Origin of the sequence: Xenorhabdus sp. KJ12.1, assembly GCF_963876495.1 — a bacterium.
Classification (GTDB): domain Bacteria; phylum Pseudomonadota; class Gammaproteobacteria; order Enterobacterales; family Enterobacteriaceae; genus Xenorhabdus; species Xenorhabdus stockiae.
Window position 1 is genome coordinate 27,292 of sequence record NZ_CAWNQH010000116.1, and the last position, 22,096, is coordinate 49,387.

The 22,096-nt window shown below is 36.8% G+C and carries 14 protein-coding genes; 7 read left to right on the plus strand and 7 right to left on the minus strand.

The annotated features are described in order from the left end of the window. Nucleotides 1-669: 669 nt before the first annotated feature. Nucleotides 670-1,302, minus strand: a complete 633-nt coding sequence (locus tag AACS92_RS19120; RefSeq protein ID WP_099109217.1) for a hypothetical protein — start codon at nt 1,300-1,302, stop codon at nt 670-672. 659 nt (nt 1,303-1,961) lie between these two features. Here AACS92_RS19120 and AACS92_RS19125 point away from each other — a divergent pair. Together AACS92_RS19125 and AACS92_RS19130 are read left to right on the plus strand one after the other, a co-directional pair. Then, nucleotides 1,962-3,242, plus strand: a complete 1,281-nt coding sequence (locus tag AACS92_RS19125) for an Ig-like domain-containing protein (protein WP_099109218.1) — start codon at nt 1,962-1,964, stop codon at nt 3,240-3,242. Between the two features lie 941 nt (nt 3,243-4,183). Continuing rightward, nucleotides 4,184-5,725: a hypothetical protein gene (locus AACS92_RS19130; RefSeq protein ID WP_099109220.1), complete on the plus strand. Its 1,542-nt coding sequence runs from the start codon at nt 4,184-4,186 to the stop codon at nt 5,723-5,725. A gap of 664 nt (nt 5,726-6,389) precedes the next feature. Here the strand turns inward: AACS92_RS19130 and AACS92_RS19135 are convergent. Both AACS92_RS19135 and AACS92_RS19140 read right to left on the minus strand, forming a co-directional pair. Next, nucleotides 6,390-10,805 carry an inverse autotransporter beta domain-containing protein gene (locus tag AACS92_RS19135; RefSeq protein ID WP_099109221.1) on the minus strand — a complete coding sequence of 1,472 codons (4,416 nt, stop codon included), beginning with the start codon at nt 10,803-10,805 and terminating at the stop codon, nt 6,390-6,392. 234 nt (nt 10,806-11,039) lie between these two features. After that, nucleotides 11,040-13,439 (minus strand): inverse autotransporter beta domain-containing protein, encoded by a 2,400-nt coding sequence (locus AACS92_RS19140; RefSeq protein ID WP_193756891.1) that lies wholly within the window; start codon nt 13,437-13,439, stop codon nt 11,040-11,042. Between the two features lie 339 nt (nt 13,440-13,778). Here AACS92_RS19140 and murQ point away from each other — a divergent pair, with 339 nt between their 5' ends. Both murQ and murP read left to right on the plus strand, forming a co-directional pair. Further along, complete coding sequence (gene murQ, locus AACS92_RS19145; RefSeq protein WP_099109223.1) at nt 13,779-14,684, plus strand: N-acetylmuramic acid 6-phosphate etherase; 906 nt, start codon at nt 13,779-13,781, stop codon at nt 14,682-14,684. A gap of 44 nt (nt 14,685-14,728) precedes the next feature. After that, entirely contained in the window at nt 14,729-16,177 is a 1,449-nt protein-coding gene (gene murP / locus AACS92_RS19150) for a PTS N-acetylmuramic acid transporter subunit IIBC (protein WP_099109224.1), read from the plus strand. 1 nt (nt 16,178) lies between these two features. Here murP and AACS92_RS19155 read toward each other — a convergent pair whose 3' ends face one another. Further along, nucleotides 16,179-16,781, minus strand: a complete 603-nt coding sequence (locus AACS92_RS19155; protein ID WP_099109225.1) for a LysE family translocator — start codon at nt 16,779-16,781, stop codon at nt 16,179-16,181. Between the two features lie 139 nt (nt 16,782-16,920). Between AACS92_RS19155 and AACS92_RS19160 the strand changes: the two genes are divergently transcribed. The 3 genes from AACS92_RS19160 to crp all read left to right on the plus strand — a co-directional run bounded on the left by AACS92_RS19160 (nt 16,921) and on the right by crp (nt 19,207). Further along, nucleotides 16,921-17,139, plus strand: coding sequence for a YheU family protein (locus tag AACS92_RS19160; protein ID WP_099109226.1), 219 nt, complete (start codon nt 16,921-16,923; stop codon nt 17,137-17,139). A gap of 159 nt (nt 17,140-17,298) precedes the next feature. Continuing rightward, on the plus strand, nt 17,299-18,168 hold the full coding sequence (locus tag AACS92_RS19165; RefSeq protein ID WP_099109227.1) for a phosphoribulokinase: 870 nt from the start codon (nt 17,299-17,301) through the stop codon (nt 18,166-18,168). A gap of 406 nt (nt 18,169-18,574) precedes the next feature. Beyond that, nucleotides 18,575-19,207: a cAMP-activated global transcriptional regulator CRP gene (crp, locus tag AACS92_RS19170; protein ID WP_004240730.1), complete on the plus strand. Its 633-nt coding sequence runs from the start codon at nt 18,575-18,577 to the stop codon at nt 19,205-19,207. Between the two features lie 201 nt (nt 19,208-19,408). Here crp and AACS92_RS19175 read toward each other — a convergent pair whose 3' ends face one another. The 3 genes from AACS92_RS19175 to AACS92_RS19185 form a co-directional block, all read right to left on the minus strand. Further along, nucleotides 19,409-19,984, minus strand: coding sequence for an aminodeoxychorismate synthase component II (locus AACS92_RS19175; protein WP_099109228.1), 576 nt, complete (start codon nt 19,982-19,984; stop codon nt 19,409-19,411). A gap of 307 nt (nt 19,985-20,291) precedes the next feature. Continuing rightward, nucleotides 20,292-20,861, minus strand: a complete 570-nt coding sequence (ppiA, locus tag AACS92_RS19180) for a peptidylprolyl isomerase A (RefSeq protein WP_099109229.1) — start codon at nt 20,859-20,861, stop codon at nt 20,292-20,294. Nucleotides 20,862-21,099: 238 nt separating this feature from the next. Further along, nucleotides 21,100-22,062 (minus strand): AEC family transporter, encoded by a 963-nt coding sequence (locus AACS92_RS19185; RefSeq protein ID WP_099109230.1) that lies wholly within the window; start codon nt 22,060-22,062, stop codon nt 21,100-21,102. Nucleotides 22,063-22,096 lie beyond the last annotated feature (34 nt).

Here is a 22,096-nt window from a genome sequence, read left to right on the forward strand (position 1 = left end):
CTCCTCAAAATAATTAAATTATTTATACATAAAACCACGTTTTTCACTTCATTTATTACAATTATTGACATTTGCAAAAACAATAACCTTTACATCAAATAACTTAAGAGCATCAAACCAAAAATTGATTAAGTAAAGTATTATTTTAATAAAATACCATACAATCAAATCACAAGTGAATAGATTAATAACAAAAACAAACAAAAGAACATAAGCCTGATTCACTCGCATAATGAAAAAATAAATGGAGGTTAATTTTTTATTTGTAATGAAATCACTATAATTTTATCAGTAAAGTGTTATAAACACCTGTTATGTGATAATTGAAGCGTATCAAGGAAAGGGAAAATGAATTTAGAAACGATGGCAAGGTAAATATATAAAAACAAAAAAGTTAAAATTAGAGCAGTAATTGACATCTATTTTAGCGAATATTATTAATCATATAACATCAATTTAATCTCAATAATCTATATTATATGAGATAGAAATCAAAAAACGTTAATTAATCACAAATATAATGTTCCTATTTAAAAATATCTCAAGGCAATAATTCCTCTGTTATTAGCACCCATAAATATGGGTGCTAACTTAAGCAATTATCTATTCTTAAGACTAATGTAACGTTATATTTATTCTATTTTCTTACAAAAGGATATTTTTTCCACCTTAACCATTAGGGCAATCACTTGCACAGTCCGGACAGTCATAACTATGGTCAGGGCAACCGGGGCCAGAACACCCTTGATACGCTGAGCCACAAGTGATAATTCTTCCCTGCCAGGGTGGTATAGAAAGAGAATTAATTACATCTGAATAAAATTGGAACGTAATAGAACCATATCCAAATGGAGAACCACCATTAATCCGGCAATCTCCTCGATTAAATATTCCAGTCACGTCATAATAAGGAATAGAAAAAGTAACATTATCACTACCTGGAGGCATATATATTGGTCCATAGTTCCTTGAAACATTATAACAAGCAGCTATATTCATAACTAAAGTAACACTAGAATCTGAAGGTGCTAAACGATTCGTATTAACCACTACAAATAACCCAGCCCTATCTGCATCATCAGTAGAACCAGGAGGTAGTGGATTATTTTTATAATTAGATAAAGTATAACAATTAATAACATTATGAACTGTTTCGTTACCACAAACAGCCGGATACTGCTCTACTATATTATCAGGACTCACACCGAAACTGGAATATACAACAATACGATCATCACCAGCAACATTAGCTATTTTTACATCTTTAGGTTGAGTTTTTTTCTGAATGATAATATCAGCCATAAATAATATCTCCTTATTTAATTAATTAAAACTCTATAAATAACCACATCAATCTTTAATTAGAATATATATAAGAAAAAACAAAACCAATGAAAAAAAGTTATCACCATGCAATGACTTAAATTATCGATAGAGTGAAAAATAAAAAAACAACAGCTTACATAAATATTACATTACATTTAGAAACAAGCCCCGGATATATAAATCCAAAATGAATTAGTTTCAAACCAAAACTAATTTTAGTCAGGTATCAGAGAAAGAAACCAACCTGATGATAAGCTGCTTTAATAATAACCATTGCTACATACAAAATTAATTATTGAAAGAAACATCGACTTATTTATTTTTTTCATAACTGTGCTTCACTTATGATTTAAATACAATGACAACTATCATTTTTTATGAAATCACTTATAAGTTTTATAATTGATTTTTTAAAATATATCTTTATATAGTTAATCGATCTTTAATAACAATTAATAATTTTTATGATTAATAACTAGCGGTTAATAATCGAGGGATTTAATTACACTGAAAAATATAGTGAAATGTAAAATGTATATAGATACAGCTCTTCTTAAAGAAGAACCATATTGAAATAATAATCAAGTAATGATGAACTTTACCTTTTTTTAAAAAAATAACTAAAGAGGCATATCATGTTTAAAAACAACCCTCTAAAAAAACCCACATTACCACAAGAAGATAAAAATGGAATTATTGATGTTAGTATAAAGCATAATGATTTCATGTTAATTGTTATTAACTATTTTGACACTGAAAAACCAGAAGAAAAAATAAACATATTATTGAATGGTGTTAAAGTTAAAGATGCATATTATTTTATAGAACCCCCTATTCCATATTCTATACATATACCAATCCCTTTTTCTAAAATACCTGATGGTGATTATGATGTTGTTTATACAGTAACTGATGCTGCTAACACAGGTTTTTCTGAACCAGCTCATGTTAAAATAATTAACTCTCCATCAATAGGTAATATTAAACTTCAATGGATAAATGTACTTTCTCAAGCTAATGCAAATGAAACATTACATGAAAAATTATTGTTAGAATCTCATGGTATCGTTCCTAAGACTGATGTTACTTTTAAACTAGATCATACTGATGTAGTATTTAAAATGACAAATAGCCAAGAGTGGAATACTAAAATAGATTCTAGCGGTCTAGTAAACCTATCTATTATTTCCCTACAAAATAAAAATATTGAATTTACTATAAGTGCTTATTTTACCAACAATCCAAAAATTAAAGCTCCGCCGTTACCAGTTAAATTCACTTCAATAAACGCTCTACCTTTAAAATTCATGAATAGTACAATAACTGTAGGATCTCCCGTAACGCTAACAGCTACTGTAATGTGGGGAACTAAAGAAGAAATAGAAATTGATTTCTTAAATGCAAGAAATTATTTTACATCAATTCCAGTTAAGGCCACATTTAATCCACCCTCTAAAAAAACAAACGATATGGGAGAGGCTTCAACAATATTTACTAGCTATAACGCAAGCCGTATTCAAGTACAAGCTGAAAATTATTCCTTAGGATTTCATGGCTTAGCAGATATTATAGTTACTAATCTGAATAATATTACAATGGAGTGCTCAGGTGATGTTTTATACCCTAAAGGTATCATAATACTTACAGTGACCGTAAAAGATAAAAATAATCATTTGTTGAATGGTGTGTTAGTTGAATTCAGTAATGATGAGTTCAGTAATGGTACGTTGTTTTTTACGCCAATTTCAGGCCTAACTGAAAATGGTCAGTTTATAACGAATGTAAGCGGTGGAAATATAAATTGGTCAAATGGTCCAGAGTATGTTACTGCTGTAGCTACCATTAAAGGTCCTCAGGGATATACTGAATATGTAAGCACACAAATTCAAATACATAGAAGTAGTGGTATCGGATAAATGAATATTTACTTGGATTCACCTAATAAATGCAATTTCTAAGAAAGGTGGTTAGTTACTATAATAGGCATCTTTCTCGCTAAAGGAGAATACATTATAATCTATACAAAACTGACCGAAACAGAAAGATACCAAATTTTCAGCTTAAAATCTTAGAGCCCGCGATAAAAATCGTGAAAATGACACTGGATATCGTCAAATCGATTAATCAGTTAATTTGGCAAGATTTGAGTCCTGAAAAAACCGTATCTTAAACACTATAGGAGTAATGAACACAAAGAGGAAATCAAAAACAAAATCATCATTGAAAAACACCCAGAATGTATTGATAAAAAGTAGCATATCGGTAATTGGGAAGAAGATACTATCGTTGGCAAAAACCATAAAAATGCATTATTGATCTTATTTGAATAAAAATAGTTAATTAAATTTGGAGATAAAATAGTAAACGGTGTTTCAAACACAGTAAAATTTCAGGGACAAAATTTATCTCTCTCAACCATATTTATCTTGGGAAAGAAAAAATATGAAAATACAAATGAATTAATCAAAAATCCCCATCCAAAGGAAACTAATTTTAACAAGAATCAGAGCAAGAGGTTAGCCTAATGATAAATTAGTTGAATAATAATCTTTGTGAAACACCTAATTAATAATTTAAAGAAACATCAACTTACTTACTTCGCTTATAACATTTTTTCATTATTATTTAAACACAATGAAAACCATCACTTTTTATAATTGCTTTAAAAAATAACTTTATATAGTTAAATTAACAGTAAATAATTGAGGAGTTTAATTACACTGAAAAATATAGTAAAAATAGAAACCATGTATAGATACAGTTCTCCTTAAAGAAGAACCATATTGAAATAGAAATCAAGTAGTGATGAGCTTTATTTTTTTAATAGAAATCATTAAAAACATTAAGAGGCACTAATATGGCTACTGAAAATTTAGACATTGATTTTAAAGGTACTGATGTTTTTCAAGGTTCAAAGATTATTATAATAGCCACTTATACTGGAGATACTAGTAAACATCAAACTGTATCTGATAGTAGTGATATCACTGTCGAAAATACATCAAGCAATCAAAATGTAATAATTAGTCCTTATAAAGATAAATATAGGTATAAACACACTGATAACAAAGGAAATAAAATAATAGCACCTTATATTATCGAAATAAAAAATTCCACAGAAAACTCTTCTATTAAGCTAGAGTTTTCAATTAAGAATGTTACTAACTCTACAGCTGCAGGTATAAAAGATATTACTCTGACACAACATCCGTATAGCGACCATGATCTCCAACTAAAATCTCTATTTCCTATAGTAATAGGTAGTAATCTTATTGAAGATTTTTCTCCAGCACCTGATGGACAACTACCTGATAATCAGAAGAATGCACATTTAAATGTATTAATTTACCCAAGAAATAAAAGTGGCGTTGCAATGAATAATTGTCAAATCGCACTAAAGGTAACTAATATAGAGTATATGCGTTTATATAATGGAGAAACAGAAGTTCCTCCTTTTAATGATAACATGTATTATATTAATACCGGAGATGACGGTAATCTTGATGTTACAATTTTTGCCAGACAGATGGCAAGTTCATATTTCAAAGAGGTAATTATTTCCAATGTTATCGGAGATGAAACAGCTCCTCCTTCAAAAAACATATTAATTATCACAAAAAAGATCCTTCCATCTGACAATTTTGATAATCCTACAATTGAATATCTGGATGGAGATGAAGTCCCCCCCCCGTCTAGTAAACTAGATATTAGTTTTAATGCTAATTTACCTTACTCTGATACACTTACATCAACAGATACTATATACATTATGAGTAAAGTAAATAATCAATATAATACATTATGTACATCAGATTTATATGGTAATAGAAAAAACATAGATGAACCATTTAAAATTCCTTATGATATTTTCACTCCACTTCAAATTAACACTCTTTTTTATTATGTTTTAAAGTTAAACGGCAATATTTATAGATCTAGAGAGTTACTTTTTAAATTAGGTCAGAGTAACGATTATCTTGTACCTAGTGGAAATTTGGAACGAGTTACAATTCAGGACTCTTCCGGACTTGACTTTGACGAACATCATGTTCTTGGTATAGATTCAGTTAAAAATGGATTGACTTGTATTATTCCTGTTGGAGATAAAAATCAGGTACAATTGGGAGATAAAGTTGATTATTATATCTATGTCATTAGATTTGATCCAGAAACTGATGACCCAAGTGTTGATAATCCTTTAATAGATTCAAAATCCATAAAACCTAAAGATGTTCAAGCAAAGCAGATTCACGTCTCGATTCCCCAAAGTGCGTTAATGGGATTTAACACAGATTCTCAGGGTCATCCATCTCCTATAGCTATTTATTATATTAATAATGGTCGGGAATATTCAAAGACCTGGCAAGCATATATTGATACACAACCATCAGACCTCTGATTAAAATAATTTATATACCGATAAACTTCAAGTTACAACTGATAATGTGAGACGAGTTATTATATCTCCCCGCGACGCAGGGAGATATAACACGCATCTTGAAGTTGAATTGGTATATTATAAATTCCAGCTTACTTTTCAGATGAATTCTAATGAAAATAATTTCAAAAAATATGGTACACAAGTCCTATCATATATTTTTAATGGAGATAATTAGAAATGGTTCTACCGTATTCGCAGAAAGGTTGCGGACTGAATTGCATTGAATAATTTTTATATTGTGAATGGGTAGAAAAAGAGCGCAAGTGATAATGGGTATTCTGACTCTTAGTGTATTGTCCTTTTTCAACATATTGACGAACTCAATAGCCGCTAACAAGGTTGAGCAACCATTAAATTTTTAAATCCCAGTATAGGAAAGATTCACCGTTTGATATTGTAATAATCCTGCTCAATCCGGTTATTGAGATATGGGTTTTTCTGGCTGACCATGCTGACGAATCCCCCTTCTGGATACCAATAGACACATTAAGCAATCATATCGACAAGACAATGTAAGCACTTAAACGCATTTCAGATCAAGTACATCGTTTGGAACTCACGCAGAAACCCTGGGAGTTTACCTGAGGTTCCGTTAATGCGACAAACTCCATCTTATAGGCATTCATTCTCCCTCCTGACAAAGTAAAATATACAGAGGAGGAGCATCACTATTTATTTGATATGCCTGAGTATACTCCGGAGTATTTAATCCAACATATTGAAATGTTGTAGCATTATCGATTAATCCCGCAGGTTGCAACTCTACTCCTTGAGTTATAATTTTTTCAAGATTAACGCCTATATCGGTAGTTTTTACTGGTATTCCTGTCGTACAACTAGCGGGAGGTTTAACCTGGTTATCATCAGAAAACATATTGCCAGCACCATTGCCATTAAGCCCTGCAGTATCAGAAAATACCATTTTATTAATAGCTATTGTTGTTATACGTGAAAAATAACGACCTGAAGAAAATAAATAACGGGTTTCCACCTCTGAATCTCCAGCTTTTTTTACTTGAAAATAGCTATTATTTATGGGTTCAATTATATCAGGTTTTTTAGAAATATACTGGTAGCTATTAGCATTCCAAATATCCCTATCATCCGGATTAGAATAAAGTATAAATTGCAAGTTTTTCCAACCAAACGTTAAATCCTTAGCGAAAAATCCATTTTCTGGCGTAGTTGCTGCAGTACCTGAGTTACCACCACTAGATGTTAATAATACTATTTTATCAACATATTTAGGTTTAGTGTCGATTTTTACTGTTACAGATTTAGTCGCTGGACTGCTATTACTAGCTGCAGCAGTTACTGTAATACCTTCAAATCCTCCTAGCTTACTATACATCGTAAAGGTTGCTTGTCCTTTAGAATTTGTTGAATCTTCATGCGTTATCATGAGATTAGGTTCTTGCGATAAAGGAACTGGTAAAGATGTGCTCCAGGTTATTGGTATATTTGGTTGTGAACTATTATCTTCTTTATTTCTAATTGTCGCAGTAAAAATATATTTGTTCTGCTCACCATCACCTTTAAGTCCCTCTGGAGGATTATTAACCGTAAGATTCAAAATATACTTATTACTAAAAGAAACCTTATTTGCACATTTCTGCCCATTTTCAGAAGGAGGATTATTAGCAATGGCAACACAAACTACGGCATCTTCTACTGGTGGATTATGGGAACTAACCAAAGAATTTGTGAGTTCTCCTTTAGGGGAGGTAGTAACCTCTCCTGTTTGTTTCAAATAAGTTGTACTATCTCCTTCTGGTTTTTGAAGGCTCCATATAAATTTTATTTTATCTCCAATATAAGGCGTTTTACCGTCAGATTCATATAATTGAGCTGTATATGTATAAGAATCTTTTCCATCGTTAATCACATCTCCACTTTCTGGTGTAAATTCTGGTTTACTAATAAGTGGCCACGTAAAAGATGCTCCATTTTTAGCTTTTTTTGGGGGGTGGTTTTCAATAATAAGTGAAACCCATATATCTTCTACTTTTTTAGTACTAGTTAATGTTGCTCGTAATCTTCCTTCACTATCTGTTCGTAATTTCCCTTCGGGGAAATGTATACTTACTCCATCGGTAGGATTATCTATATTCCATTTCGCCCCTGAAATTATTTCATTTTTTACGGGATTTTTTTCATGATTAATAATAAGTGCTTCGTAAACATAAGTTTGTTCGCCATCAGCAATTAAAGGTACAGGTTTTTTAGGAGGAATGATATCGAGGTATTTAATTGTATATTCCGACTTATTTTCAATAAAATCCACTGGATTACTACACATCTCAGTTTCAGGTATAATAATATTTTTATTTTTTATTCTAGCACAAACAGTAATTCCAGTTACTGCTGATTTATCTGGTGAGCTAATTAGAACTGAATTTAAATTTCCTTCGTTATCAACTAACACATCTTTTGATTCTAAAGGTGATAATGTTAAACCTTGTTCTTCCCAACTAGTTGGAGTTTTAATATACCAATTAAATGTATTTCCATGTCCAGTATAACTAACTTTACCAGTACTATCTGTAACAGCAGTCTTAAAAGTATATTTATCTCCGGGATAATGATCTGCATTAACAGTTGTTATTTTATTTATAACTGGCCATTCAAAATTTAGTGTTACAGGAGGACTGGAAATAATTTCACCATTATTATTAATAGAAGCTACAACTCTAATTTCATCTTTTTTATCAGTGGTTACCCTAATTTCATTTTTAATATCTGAAGTTTTTGATATAGCTTCAGAACTGATATCCCATTTAATTGATCCTTTTAAGTTTTCATCATCAATTATTGCTTTTACTATGTAAGACTCATTTACAATAAATGGACCAGAAGGAATCTCTAGTCTGATTTCAGGTTTTAGAAAAGTAGCTTTCTGTTTAGCTAAGATTGAAGGCTGATTTTCAATCGATAAAGAAACCGTTATATCTTTAAAGGGTTGAACACTAGCTATTTCCCATTCTAAATTACTATTTTTATCAACTAAATCACTTTTTTTAACTACTATAAGTTTATCAGTAATATCTTTATCAGTAGCATCTTTTGCAATCCATTTTACGTTATCTATTTTTGTTCCTTCTTTGATTTTAGTATTATCGCCATTTTCAATAGTTGCACTATATGTATATGTACTTTTACCATCTGCAAATACTTTATTAGAAGGTTTAGGGAAGACAGTTATATCACTAATTTTATATTTTAAGTTATTAGGTTTAAAGATTACTTTTCCCACAAGTTGTTTATCTTGCCCATCCATTGATAAATAAACATCTACTTTCCCGACATATCCATCGCTGGTTAAAATAACACGTGCATCTTTAGGAAAATGGCCATTTTCATCTAAGGTTATTTGATCAAATTCACCTTGGGGATGAAATTTCAATTTCTTCCTATTTTCAGGTGTATCTTGTTCTGGTATAGCCACCCACTCAACATTATGAATAGTGTCATTCTGGACTGTTTTCAAATTATTCTGCGTATCGAAAGTAATCACAGGGTCAAAAGTATATCCGTCTTTTATTTTCCCCGTCGCAGGTTGTGGTCCTGACGGAGTAAAATTAGAACCCTCTCCTTTTTTTTGTATCATAAAAGGTTTAACAATAACTTGTATTTGCTCCGACTCTGTTTTCTCATTATTAGTTAATCCAAAATCAACAAAAACCGTGTAGCTATTGTTTGTATCTTGATTTCCCTCAGTTAGATAGTTAGGGAAAGTAAGTTTAATGTTTCCTGATTTATAGGCAAGTTTACCGCCATTATTTTCAAATTTTTCTTTTCTATTGCCGGGCATACTCCAGCCAAAAGACCTAACAGAGGCATCAGTAAGAAATTTCACTGGGATATCAAATACGCCATAGCTATAACCCACAATTGTTTTTGGTATAGAAAACTTAGCAACCGGAACCTTCCGGTGATCAAGCACTATATTATTATTCCTTTCCACCAAATCATAACGGCTGCCTGCCAGTGTTCGCATTGATGCAACGTTATCCGGTGATAACTGTGCACTCAGTGGCACACCAAATCTGAGATTAAAGTTTGTCAGAAATTGGGTTTCACTCTGTCCTCTCTCGCCTTGTTTATAATCCACGCCCATTGTTATCAATGGAATTGGTGTATACGTCACGCCTATTTTTGCCAGACTTGGATTTTTTTGCTTGGTCTTTCGGTTAAATAACGTCACGTTATCACCGAAGTATTGCTCATAAGAAAATTTGCCTCCCAGATTAGGGTAGGCAGATAGGAAGAATTCTCCGTTAATATCGTAGCCATTGGCGGGTCGTTCGTGATGCTCCTCGAAATTCCGCGAGATTTGCCAGTCACTTAAACGGTAATAGCCGTTGGTGGAAAATTTAATATAATCTCCCCAAAGTTCTCCTCCTAACCCTACCCGCCTGTTTTTACCCGTAATGTCATAGTCATAAAAAGTATTCAGGCCATACATCCAGTTCGGAGAAAAATAACGCCCTCCCAAACCGAGATTAACTGTATTCCGGCTATCTTTGTTGCGATAACCTAATTGAGAAAAAAACAGCCAGGTGGCTTGATTATCATAAATAGGCAATAACAGATCTATTGAGTTATTTTCCAGCCTGCCTTTTCTGTCAAAACTAAAGTTAATTTTTGCTGTACCAGATTGGGAGAGCCATTTTTGAGCTTCGGAAGAGATAGTACTGTTAACTTTACCCAAAGCATAAGATTTGGCTTGTTCTGCTAATTCTGAAGAGGATGACGATAGAATATTCCCTGCCATCTGAATATTACGTCCAATAGCATCGGCATGTTCATATTCTGATGTATGACTTGTATTTCCTGTTCCACCTTTTTTATCAGCTTCTGGAGTTAGAAATTTTTTACTTGATTCGGTTACTTGGGTGTCTGCATTATCTATCTTGGATTTGCTTGTTTTTTCATTAGTTATATACCCCTCAGCAAACGCATTCATAATGGTAGAAGGGATAAGTAACGTATAAAGGATTGTGAAAAAAACAATAATTTTACCAATATATGATGGCATATATAAGCACCCAATTAGATGTTATTATTAGTAACCTTATTTTGATACTAACTCCACTAGAGTAAGTGTTAGTTATCCAATTTATATATTAGAAAAAATTTTATACTCCTCCAATAACTTTTGGTTATCGGTTGATAATAACTTGTTATTATATAAAATTATTGACATCCTTAATTAATTAAAAATAAAAAGTACAGACTACAAAAGCCTGTACTTTTTTATCGATACTATATTTTAACTTTCGAACTTACACAGTAACCTTCCAACATCCTTAGGATTAATATCCACCAACTTACTCTTTGAAATGTAATTAATTAAAGAGAATACCGATAACGATTTATCTTTTGCTATTTTTATTTTCATCTCATGTTCATTTTCATCATAATGAGGAAGAGGTAAAAAACCAAAACCGTCAATATCCCCATAATCACTTTCTAAAGAAGTATCACTAGGAATTGTTATCCCAACATCTTCCTCAGTCATTGATATAGCGTTACGCCCAAGCTTCTTAGGATCAAGTTTTTCACACGTACTGTTCTTACTATTGTTATCTCCAAGGCTTACATAACCATCATTACCAACCTGTGGGCTAAAAACATATCTCAGAGGTTCGAATGTATATTCATAAACATATTTAGCCCCTGTTTCCATATTAGTGACTGTCGCAGTAACCGTTGCTTTTTTATATGATCTAAAATTTTCAGCTGGGAAAATAATTTCAGGCCCTCCTGGTTCTTCAATTATTTTCACAAGGTCAGATGAAGGTTCATATTTGACATTCTCATGATGTCCAGCAATAGGCTCGAGCATACCTTCTGAATTAAATCCTTTTTTTGCAAGTTTGATTCTTAAACCTTCATAAACATTATAAGGCTTATTCGGTCCTTCAAGATACCCGAAGTGATGATTAGCTGCGGTGAACATCAAATCTGCACTTTGCGGCACCGCTTTAAAACTCACACCATTTTTGTCACTGATTTCATATACGTTATTGTCAGCAGCGGTAAGCTCCATTTTAGCTATGACACCATTCACTCCTACATTACTAACCAATGAAGCAGTTAAATATCCGTCACCGTCTGTAGTAGTTTTAGTTTCTTTAAATTTCACATGCTCTGGTAATTTATTATTTACAATACTCCATGTTACATTCTCAAAACTATGATTACGCAACGGTTGAGCACTTTTTTCATCAACAATTAAAACCTTATAGGTATACGCATCTCTCCCATTTCCGAAAATAATTCCGTCAGGAGAAACTTTCATATTACCTTCGAATGGACCTCCTCCAGTAACCTTAACAGTCATTTCAGCTGTTTTGGAGAGCTTGCCATTCTCTAATTCCACCATTGCATGAATTGGGTAACTGTTTACACCTTTATCAAAATATCTTGGTAGTGTAATTCTAATAGAATTACCGCTACTCGGTAGCACTCCTCCATTTTTGTGGAACTCTTCTCCTGCACTCCATTTAACCGCTTTAGCCGGCCTATTTGACTCCACGTTAGCTGTTACTGTTACCTCCTGAGCACCACGTCCCTGAATGATATTCGGTAAGCTAATTTCCAGCCTCGGTTTCTCCCTATGATCCAGCACAATGTTGTTATTTCTTTCCACAAGATCATAGCGGCTACCTGCCAGTGTGCGCATTGATGCAACGCTATCCGGTGATAACTGAACACTCAGCGGGACACCAAATCTATAGTTTAAATTGGCCTGAAAGCGGGCATCGCTGTGTTTGTTACTGCCATGCCGGTAATCTATGCCCATCGTTATCAGCGGGATCGGCGTATAAGTAATGCCTACTTTAGCAAAGCCGGGATTTTTCTGTTTGGTATCACGGTTAAACAGAGTCACGTTATCACCGAAGTATTTTTCGTAACCCAGTTTACTGCCGATATGCGGGTAAGCGGGCAGAAAGAACTCGCCATTGATGTCAAAGCCATTAGCAGGGCGCTCTTCCCAGTCTTTATCATCCCGTGACTGATGCCACTTGCTCAGGCGAATATAAGTATTAGCTGATAATTTCAGGTAATCAGCCCATGCTTCTGCCCCTAATCCCAGCCGGTTATTTTTTCCTGTGATGTCCTGATCAAAGAAAGTATTAAAACCATACATCCAGCCCGAAGTGAAATAACGGCTGCCAAAACCGAGGTTAACCGTATTTCGGCTGTCTTTATTACGATAACCCAACTGAGAAAAAACCAGCCAATCTACTTTGTTATCATAAAGTGGAAATAACAGATCTAATGAACTGTTATGCAGTTTACCTTTTCTGTCGAGAGATAAATTAACTTTGGCTGTACCAAATTGTGACAGCCATTCTTGTACCTCACTATTTATTACTCCGTTTACTCTTCCTAAAGCGTAGGATTTCGCCTGTTCTGTAAGTTGAGATGACGAAGATGATAATAAACCACCTATCGTCTGAATATTTTGTGCAATTACGCCAGCTTTATCTTTTTCTGTTACATCTAAATTATTTTCATCGCTCGCACTCGGAAAAAGTGGTTTTACTGTTAGGTTTTGATGATCTTCACTCACTGAAAATGTATTCATCGAGACAAACGGCAATAAAAAAGAAAAAATTAATATTAAAAATCGCAGGGATTTATTAACAAAAATAAACTTCATAGGTACGTTCCTCAAGAGAATGCAAAATTTCATCTGCACATTCACATTAAATTATCAGTTGAAATAAAAGCTTTTTGCACAATCAACATAAAGTAGGAAACTTTTTTATTATTAAGTAATGAAAGATTTTTATCAGGCAATAAATAAAAGTAATCACTGTTATTTATCAAAAGGTAATCAATTCTATTATTTGAAAATATTGTTCTCTATTACGATGAATCATTCGAGAAAAGAAATAATCCGGGAAGTGAGCGCTATGATTATAAGAGCTATATTGTAGGATCAATGTAATAATCCATAATCGCTCTCACACCGTATAGTAGATAGTTGGAACAAACCATGAAAATCAATCTCAATAATCTGGTAACGGAAAGCCGCAATCCTGCCAGTACTCATATTGATGAGTTATCGACACTGGATATGCTGCGTGTCATTAACGATGAAGATAAAAAAGTTGCTCTTGCCGTTGAGCAGACGTTACCTCAAATTGCTCTTGTAGTGGATAAAGTGGCAGAGGCTTTCCGTCGTGGCGGGAGATTGATTTACTGCGGTGCAGGTACATCGGGGCGATTAGGAATTCTGGATGCCAGTGAATGCCCGCCAACCTATGGCACCAGACCAGAACAGGTTGTCGGCTTAATCGCTGGCGGGCATAAGGCTATTCTTCAAGCGGTAGAAAATGCGGAGGATAACCGGCAACTGGGCGCAGATGATCTTAAAGGACTACACTTTAGTGAAAAAGATGTACTGGTCGGGATTGCCGCCAGTGGCCGGACTCCCTATGTGTTAGGTGCGATGGAATATGCGGTATCCATAGGAGCAACTGTCGCCTGTATTAGTTGCAACCCTGACAGCCCGATGACCCGGCTGGCTGATATCGCAATCACCCCGGTTGTCGGGCCGGAAGTTGTCACCGGTTCTTCCCGTATGAAAGCAGGTACAGCGCAAAAGCTGGTACTGAATATGATCACAACTGGTGCCATGATCCGTATCGGCAAGGTATATAGTAATTTGATGGTGGATGTTGCAGCCACTAATGCTAAGTTAATCGAACGGCAAAAAAATATTGTGATGGCAGCTACTGAATGCAACAGAGAAGTGGCAGAACAAGCCCTGAGTGCCTGTAACGGCCACTGCAAAACCGCAATTGTGATGATTCTATCGGGGATCAGCGCCGAAGAAGCCCGAGTGTTATTAACAGAACATCAGGGATTTATCCGGCCTGCCATTTCAACAGTCCGATAGTGATTACCTTTTCCCTATATAGGTATAGATGGTAAGGGTGCTAAATGGCTAAAATTAATCCGAATATGTTGCCTGAAATACTCAGCGCCATTGGCGGGGCAAGTAATGTCATACAGTGCGGTAATTGCATGACCCGCCTGAGGTTAACATTACGTGATGATTCAATCGTCGATAAGGCAAAACTAAAACTAATCCCCGGCGTTCTGGGTGTGGTCGAAAGTAATGAGCAGCTTCAGATCGTTCTTGGCCCCGGCAAAGCCCAGACAGCCGCAGCGATGATGAATGAGTTATTAAGTTCTGCCGAGCATACGGCTCCGGAACACCATTCAGCAGATTTGAAAGATATTGCTTCTTCCAATAAAAAACACCTCAAAGAGAAGCAAACCAGCTCAATCCATAAGTTCCTTGCTAAATTCGCCACTATTTTTACACCATTGATCCCCGGTTTTATTGCTGTCGGACTGTTACTGGGGATCGCCACTTTACTGGAACAAATTTTTATTCAGGGCGTTGCACAACCTAATGCTGTGCTGGTTGAAATGATCGGCTATATGAAGATTTTCAGTAAAGGGATGTTCACTTTCTTCAGCATTTTGATTGGTTATAATGCGCAGAAGGCATTCGGCGGTTCAGGTATTAATGGTGCGATTATCGCTGCTCTGTTTATTCTGGGTTATAACCCCGATGCCACCAGTGGTTTTTATTCCGGTATCAACAATTTCTTTGGCTTTGCTATCGACCCACGGGGCAATATTTTCGGGGTATTGATTGCCTGTATTCTGGGAGCCTGGGTTGAGAAGCAGATCCGCAAAATCATACCCGCTGATCTGGATATGATCCTGACTTCTGCCATCACACTTCTTATCATGGGTGCAGTAACTTTTATCGTGATTATGCCGATCGGGAGCTACCTGTTTATGGCAATGTCATGGCTTTTCACCAATCTGAATGGTAATCCGTTCGGGACGGCTGTTTTAGCCGGGTTGTTCCTGATAGCCGTGATGTTTGGTGTGCATCAGGGATTTATACCGGTTTATTTTGCTCTGGTGGAAACACAGGGCTTTAACTCCTTGTTTCCGGTTCTGGCGATGGCAGGAGCCGGGCAGGTTGGTTCTGCTCTCGCGTTATATGCAAGAGCGAAAAAAGATTCATTGCTGCGTATTCAAATCAAAGGCGCCATTATCCCCGGTTTTCTGGGAATTGGTGAGCCTTTAATCTATGGCGTGACTCTGCCCCGCATTAAGCCTTTTGTAACGGCCTGTTTTGGTGGCGCAATCGGCGGCTTTTTTATCGGGCTGATTGCCTGGTTAGGTGTACCTGTCGGCCTGAATACGGTATTCGGCCCCTCCGGTGTAGTCGCGTTGCCCTTGATGACATCCCTGACAGGAATATTCACGGGAATGGCGGTATACGGTGCGGGGCTGATTGTTGCGTATATCAGCGGCTTTGTGCTGACGTTCTTCTTTGGCAGCAAAAATATTGATTTAAGCTGATTCAGTTAATCCATATCAATGGCACACAGGCTGCTGTCAAGAGCCCCATCACGATATTGAAAGTAAACCATGCTGTACGGCCTTTTAACAGGCGACCAATCATGACACCGAGATTCAGCCATACCAAGCCTGTGGCTATATTACTGAGTATCATCACTACGCTGATGACCCAAATAGAGTGGATATATAAATCTCCGGCTAAGCTGTAACTGCTGACAGATCCTAATCCCATCATCCATGCTTTGGGGTTCAGAAACTGTAATAGCCAGCCCTGATAGCCTTTAAGAGGTGTTCCGAGGGGTTGTGCATCCAACTGTTTATACTGTGCTGTTACGGTTTTCCAGGCCAGCCAGAGTAAGTACAGACTACCCAGCACTTTCAAACCTGTGTGTACAGCCGGATAGATCAACAATAACCCGGCAACACCAAATGCAGATAATAGCAGGATGGTCTGCATTCCAATTACCATTCCCAGAAAAAGTATTAACGAGCGGCGGAATCCAAAATTAGCACCCGATGTTGTCATTAACATATTATTAGGGCCGGGCGTAATGGCGGAAATAAACATAAATGTACTGAGTGAGAAGAGGAGGCTAGCAGTCATGAGTTGTGATATCTCTTAATTATTGTCATTTTCTTTCAGAGAAAATAGCAGTATGTTATTTAGCACACAAGATGAGTTATACCCGTTTTCGAAGTGTGTAATTCAACTTGGAAGATGCAGGGTATATATGGAGAACAAAATGATTATCCCGTGGCAGCAAATAGAACCTGATACTTTACGTAACTTAATCGAGAGTTTTGTCTTACGGGAAGGCACTGATTATGGTGAGTCTGAAAAAACGCTGGAGCAGAAAGTACAGGATGTAAAACGCCAGCTTGAACGGAACGAAGTTATTCTGGTCTGGTCTGAATTGCACGAAACTGTCAATATCATGCCTAAGGAGCAGTTTCGCCCGTAAGCTGATTCTTTTTATACCCTTTTCGGCTCAATAGCATTTTATTCAATTTTTGTATGTTCTATTGGCATTGTTTTATTGGTACTGCTTTATTGGCTCAAAATTGCTGGTTACGAGAAAGATCATCCCAACTGTTTTTTTACTGATAAGGAGTCTGTTCTTATGTCTGCCAAACACCCTGTCATTGCCATAACCGGTTCCAGTGGAGCCGGAACGACAACCACTAGTGTGGCATTCCGCAAGATTTTCCAACAACTGGGTATTACCGCTGCTCTTATCGAAGGGGATAGCTTTCACCGTTATACCCGTCCCGAAATGGACGCAGAAATACGTAAAGCAAAAGAACAAGGACGGCATATCAGCTATTTCGGCCCAGAAGCGAATGATTTCCAGATGCTGGAAAAAGCATTTTCTGATTATGGCGAAACAGGCACAGGCCGCTGGCGGAAGTACCTGCATACGTATGATGAAGCTGTTCCCTACAATCAGGTACCGGGTACGTTTACCCCGTGGGAGCCACTACCATCAAACACCGATATGCTATTTTATGAAGGATTACACGGTGGTGTTGTCACTCCACAGCATAATGTCGCAAGCCATGTGGATCTGCTGATTGGTGTTGTTCCCATCGTTAACCTTGAGTGGATACAGAAGCTCATTCGTGATACCAGCGAACGCGGACATTCAAGGGAAGCTGTGATGGATTCTGTGGTACGTTCAATGGACGATTATATCCGCTATATTACGCCCCAGTTTTCCCGCACTCACATCAATTTCCAGCGTGTTCCTACAGTCGATACCTCCAACCCATTCTCTGCCAAGGCAATTCCCTCCTTAGACGAAAGCTTTATCGTTATTCGTTTCCGCGGTTTAAGCCAAATCGATTTTCCTTATTTACTGGCAATGCTCCAAGGTTCGTTTATTTCCAGTATAAATACTATCGTTGTTCCGGGTGGTAAAATGGGGCTGGCAATGGAGTTAATTATGGCGCCGTTAGTTCAGCAATTACTTGAAGGCAAAAAAATATCCTAAATATTGCCCGCTATTTATTTATCGATAATGCAGGTAACAAAAAATAATGTTACCTGTGATAAAACATCAATTATTCACTCATTTATAAATGAAAATGTAGTAAATCAGGCTTTTCAAATAGAATTCTGGCTATTTGTTAACTGGTTTTATATGCTGAAGCGATACAGGAGGAGACATAATCCTTTTCCTGTGTTACAAACAGTGCTACACGTGAAACGGGCAAGTTTTATGGGCTCGGAGCAATGCATCGACATGCTGATACCCTGAGATTTCCATATAAAATTCCTGCTTGTCAGTTTTTCAGCAAGTTAATATGTTAATCTATTGACTTTATAAAGCCAGCCTGATGAGAAACGATCTGTTTCTCTGACCATAAAGGCGGAAATAACAACAGAGGATAAAGCGAATGGTTCTCGGCAAGCCACAAACAGACCCTACTCTTGAATGGTTTTTGTCACACTGCCATATTCACAAATATCCATCCAAGAGCACGCTTATTCATCAAGGTGAGAAGGCAGAAACGCTTTACTATATTGTTAAAGGTTCAGTTGCTGTTCTAATAAAAGATGAAGAAGGTAAAGAGATGATCCTCTCTTATTTAAATCAGGGGGATTTTATTGGTGAACTTGGATTGTTTGAAGAAGGGCAAGAGCGTACAGCATGGGTGCGAGCTAAAAGCGCCTGTGAAGTGGCTGAAATTTCCTATAAGAAATTTCGCCAGTTAATTCAGGTTAATCCTGATATTTTAATGCGTTTATCTGCTCAAATGGCAAGCCGCTTACAAACAACGTCAGAAAAAGTAGGAAACCTTGCATTTTTGGATGTTACAGGCCGCATTGCCCAAACATTGCTGAATCTGGCTAAACAGCCTGATGCAATGACTCATCCTGACGGTATGCAAATCAAAATTACACGTCAGGAAATCGGGCAAATTGTCGGTTGCTCCCGTGAAACAGTCGGTCGCATTCTGAAAATGCTGGAAGATCAAAACCTGATCTCTGCGCACGGCAAAACTATTGTCGTTTACGGAACACGTTAGTTCCTGAAATCGCGCTTGAATTAGGCCAGTGCATCCCATCGCGCACTGGCTTTTTGTTTTTCATCACTCAGCTCCCTTCATTCCCCTGCTAAGAAATGAAACCCGCAGACGCATAAATAAATTAAGCGCCATAACCTGATTATGGGTATTACACAAAAGCTGATATGAAAAATAGCCGAAAGAGGAATTAAATAGTTTTCGTTAGTATTTCAGAAAATTATTCAGTAAGTCATGCCCCTGTTCACTCAGAATGCTTTCCGGATGAAACTGCACGCCTTCTAGAGGTAAAGTACGGTGACGTATTCCCATTATTTCATCCACATTACCATCATGTTGACTCCATGCGGTGACTTCAAAAGAAGCCGGTAATGTTTCTGCCGCAACAACTAAAGAGTGGTAGCGGGTTACTGTCAGCGGTCGGTTCAATCCTTTGAATACACCCTGCTGATTATGGTGAATTAAGCTGGTTTTACCATGCATGACTTCACGAGCTTTAACAACACTCGCACCAAAGGCTTGTCCAATCGCCTGATGCCCGAGACACACGCCCAGAATCGGCAATTTCCCGGCAAAATGAGAGATAGCCTCCAGTGAGATCCCAGCGTCATCCGGCGTACAGGGCCCCGGAGAGATCACCAAATGGGTCGGTGCCAGCTCTTCGATATCTTCAAGCTGTAGCTCATTATTACGTTTAACTAAAACACGCGTCCCTAACTCACAAAAGTATTGATATAAATTGAATGTAAAAGAGTCGTAGTTATCTATTATTAATAGCATAGGATCACATCCTACTGATTTTTATAGTTTTATATATTGCTTTGCCCTATTGGGCACTGTGCGTTATGTATTACGGTAAAATCAGGTAAATCAACGTCAACGATAGCAGGACACTCATCATACCACATAAGCTACTTTAAAATAGGGTCGGCGACCAGCGGAGTGAACCATGATTGCAGGAGTGATGAAAAAGAATTGAGGGAGAGACGGTATTTTTAAAGGCCTGACACTTCGGAAAAGTGTAATAACAGGCAAATACCGCCGATGTTCTAATTTACAGATAAAAAACGCGGTTTTCCCATCAGAGTTACTGAGAAACCACCTTAGCAGAGAGGATCATTATTGGTTTAACCGGAACATTCTGATAAGGACCAACATTTTCTGTTTTGACCTGAGAAATCTTGTCAACCACATCCATCCCCTTTACGACTTTACCAAAAACAGCATAACCAAAATCACGCTGACCATGGTCAAGGAAGGCATTATCCGCCACATTGATAAAAAACTGGCTGGTTGCACTATCTTTATCTGCGGTACGTGCCATTGCTATCGTGCCACGCAGGTTACGCAACCCATTATCAGCTTCATTTTTGATAGGGGCTTTGGTTGCTTTCTGCTTCATATCTTTTGTAAAGCCGCCTCCCTGAACCATAAAGCCGGGGATGACACGATGGAAAATAGTGTTGTTATAAAACCCCTCATCCACATACTCAATGAAGTTCTTTGTGGTGATTGGTGCTTTATCGCCATTCAGCTCAAGCTCTATTTCACCCGCTGATGTCACCAGCTTTACATAAGTTTCGGCAGCCAGTGCTGGGGCAGCCATCACGCTAATAGCACATGCCGTGATAAGCGGCACAAAAATACGTTTAAACATTGATGGTTCCTTTATTCTCGAGGTCAATAACAAAACTCATAAAATCAGTAAAACGCATTAAGTGTAATTCCCCACCAAGCAAAGTGGCAAAGATTTACTCATTTTTACGAGCAATAATGCGTTTTACTGAATAATATCATCCAGATAAATATTATCTTCTCATATTTCGGATAGTGTTTATTTTCCGAATAACACCTGCCTTGATATGTATTCATACAAATTAGGCCGAAAAGCGTTGTTAGACCGAAATAAATTGTAATATAAGCGGAATGGTAATCAATGCGACCAGAAGTGAAATGATGATAGAGAGCGAAATGACTTCCTGCCTGAAATTATATATTCTGGCGAAAATATAAACACTGGCACCGATAGGTTGTGCAGCCATAACAACAGCAACAATAAACCAAATATTATTGAGTTGCTGCATACCAAATAAATAATAAGCACAAATAAAAGTCACCCACGGTTGTATTCCTAATTTCAGTAATAACATCGGGGCCACCAATTTTAGTGCATCTCTGTTAACGTGCTCTTTTAAGTTAAAGCGGGACAACCCTAACCCCAATGCAAATAATGCCGTTGGCCCTGCTGCATTTGCCAGAAGGTGGGTAAATGACTGTAAAAATTCTGGCAGTGGGATCCTAAACACAACAAAGATTAATCCTGCAATAACTGAAACAGTGAGTGGGTTGGTAAAGGTTGTTTTTAATGCTTTCGCTATACTGTAGAAAAAAGAAATTCTGCCATTAGCGCTGTGCCGCGTGGTAGTCATATCATAGCTAATGATAACCGCTATGATGGCAGGTATATTATGTAAAATTGTCGCGATTGCTGCCGGAAGCGCTGCGGGTTCCCCATAAATGGAGAGCAATATTGGGATACCCATATATCCCGTTGTGCCATAACAGGCTCCCATACTTAAAATTGAAGATTGAGGAAAACCAATCCCCATAAACTTTGCGATGACAGTTCCCATGGCATAGACAATGCAGATCCCGGCTAAACTGGCTCCTATAAATCCCCACTGTTCTAACTCGTTGATATCTGAACGTGCAATAGAAAGAAATAATAAGGCTGGCAGTGCGATGTAGAGAACATAATCATTAATTAATTTATCGGAATTACCGCTATCAGGGCGCAGACGACCAAAACAGTACCCAACCAGTATGATGAGAAATATAGGAATAACGATAATAAACATTGAATCACTCCTATGCAGGTCAAAGTTCTTTTTT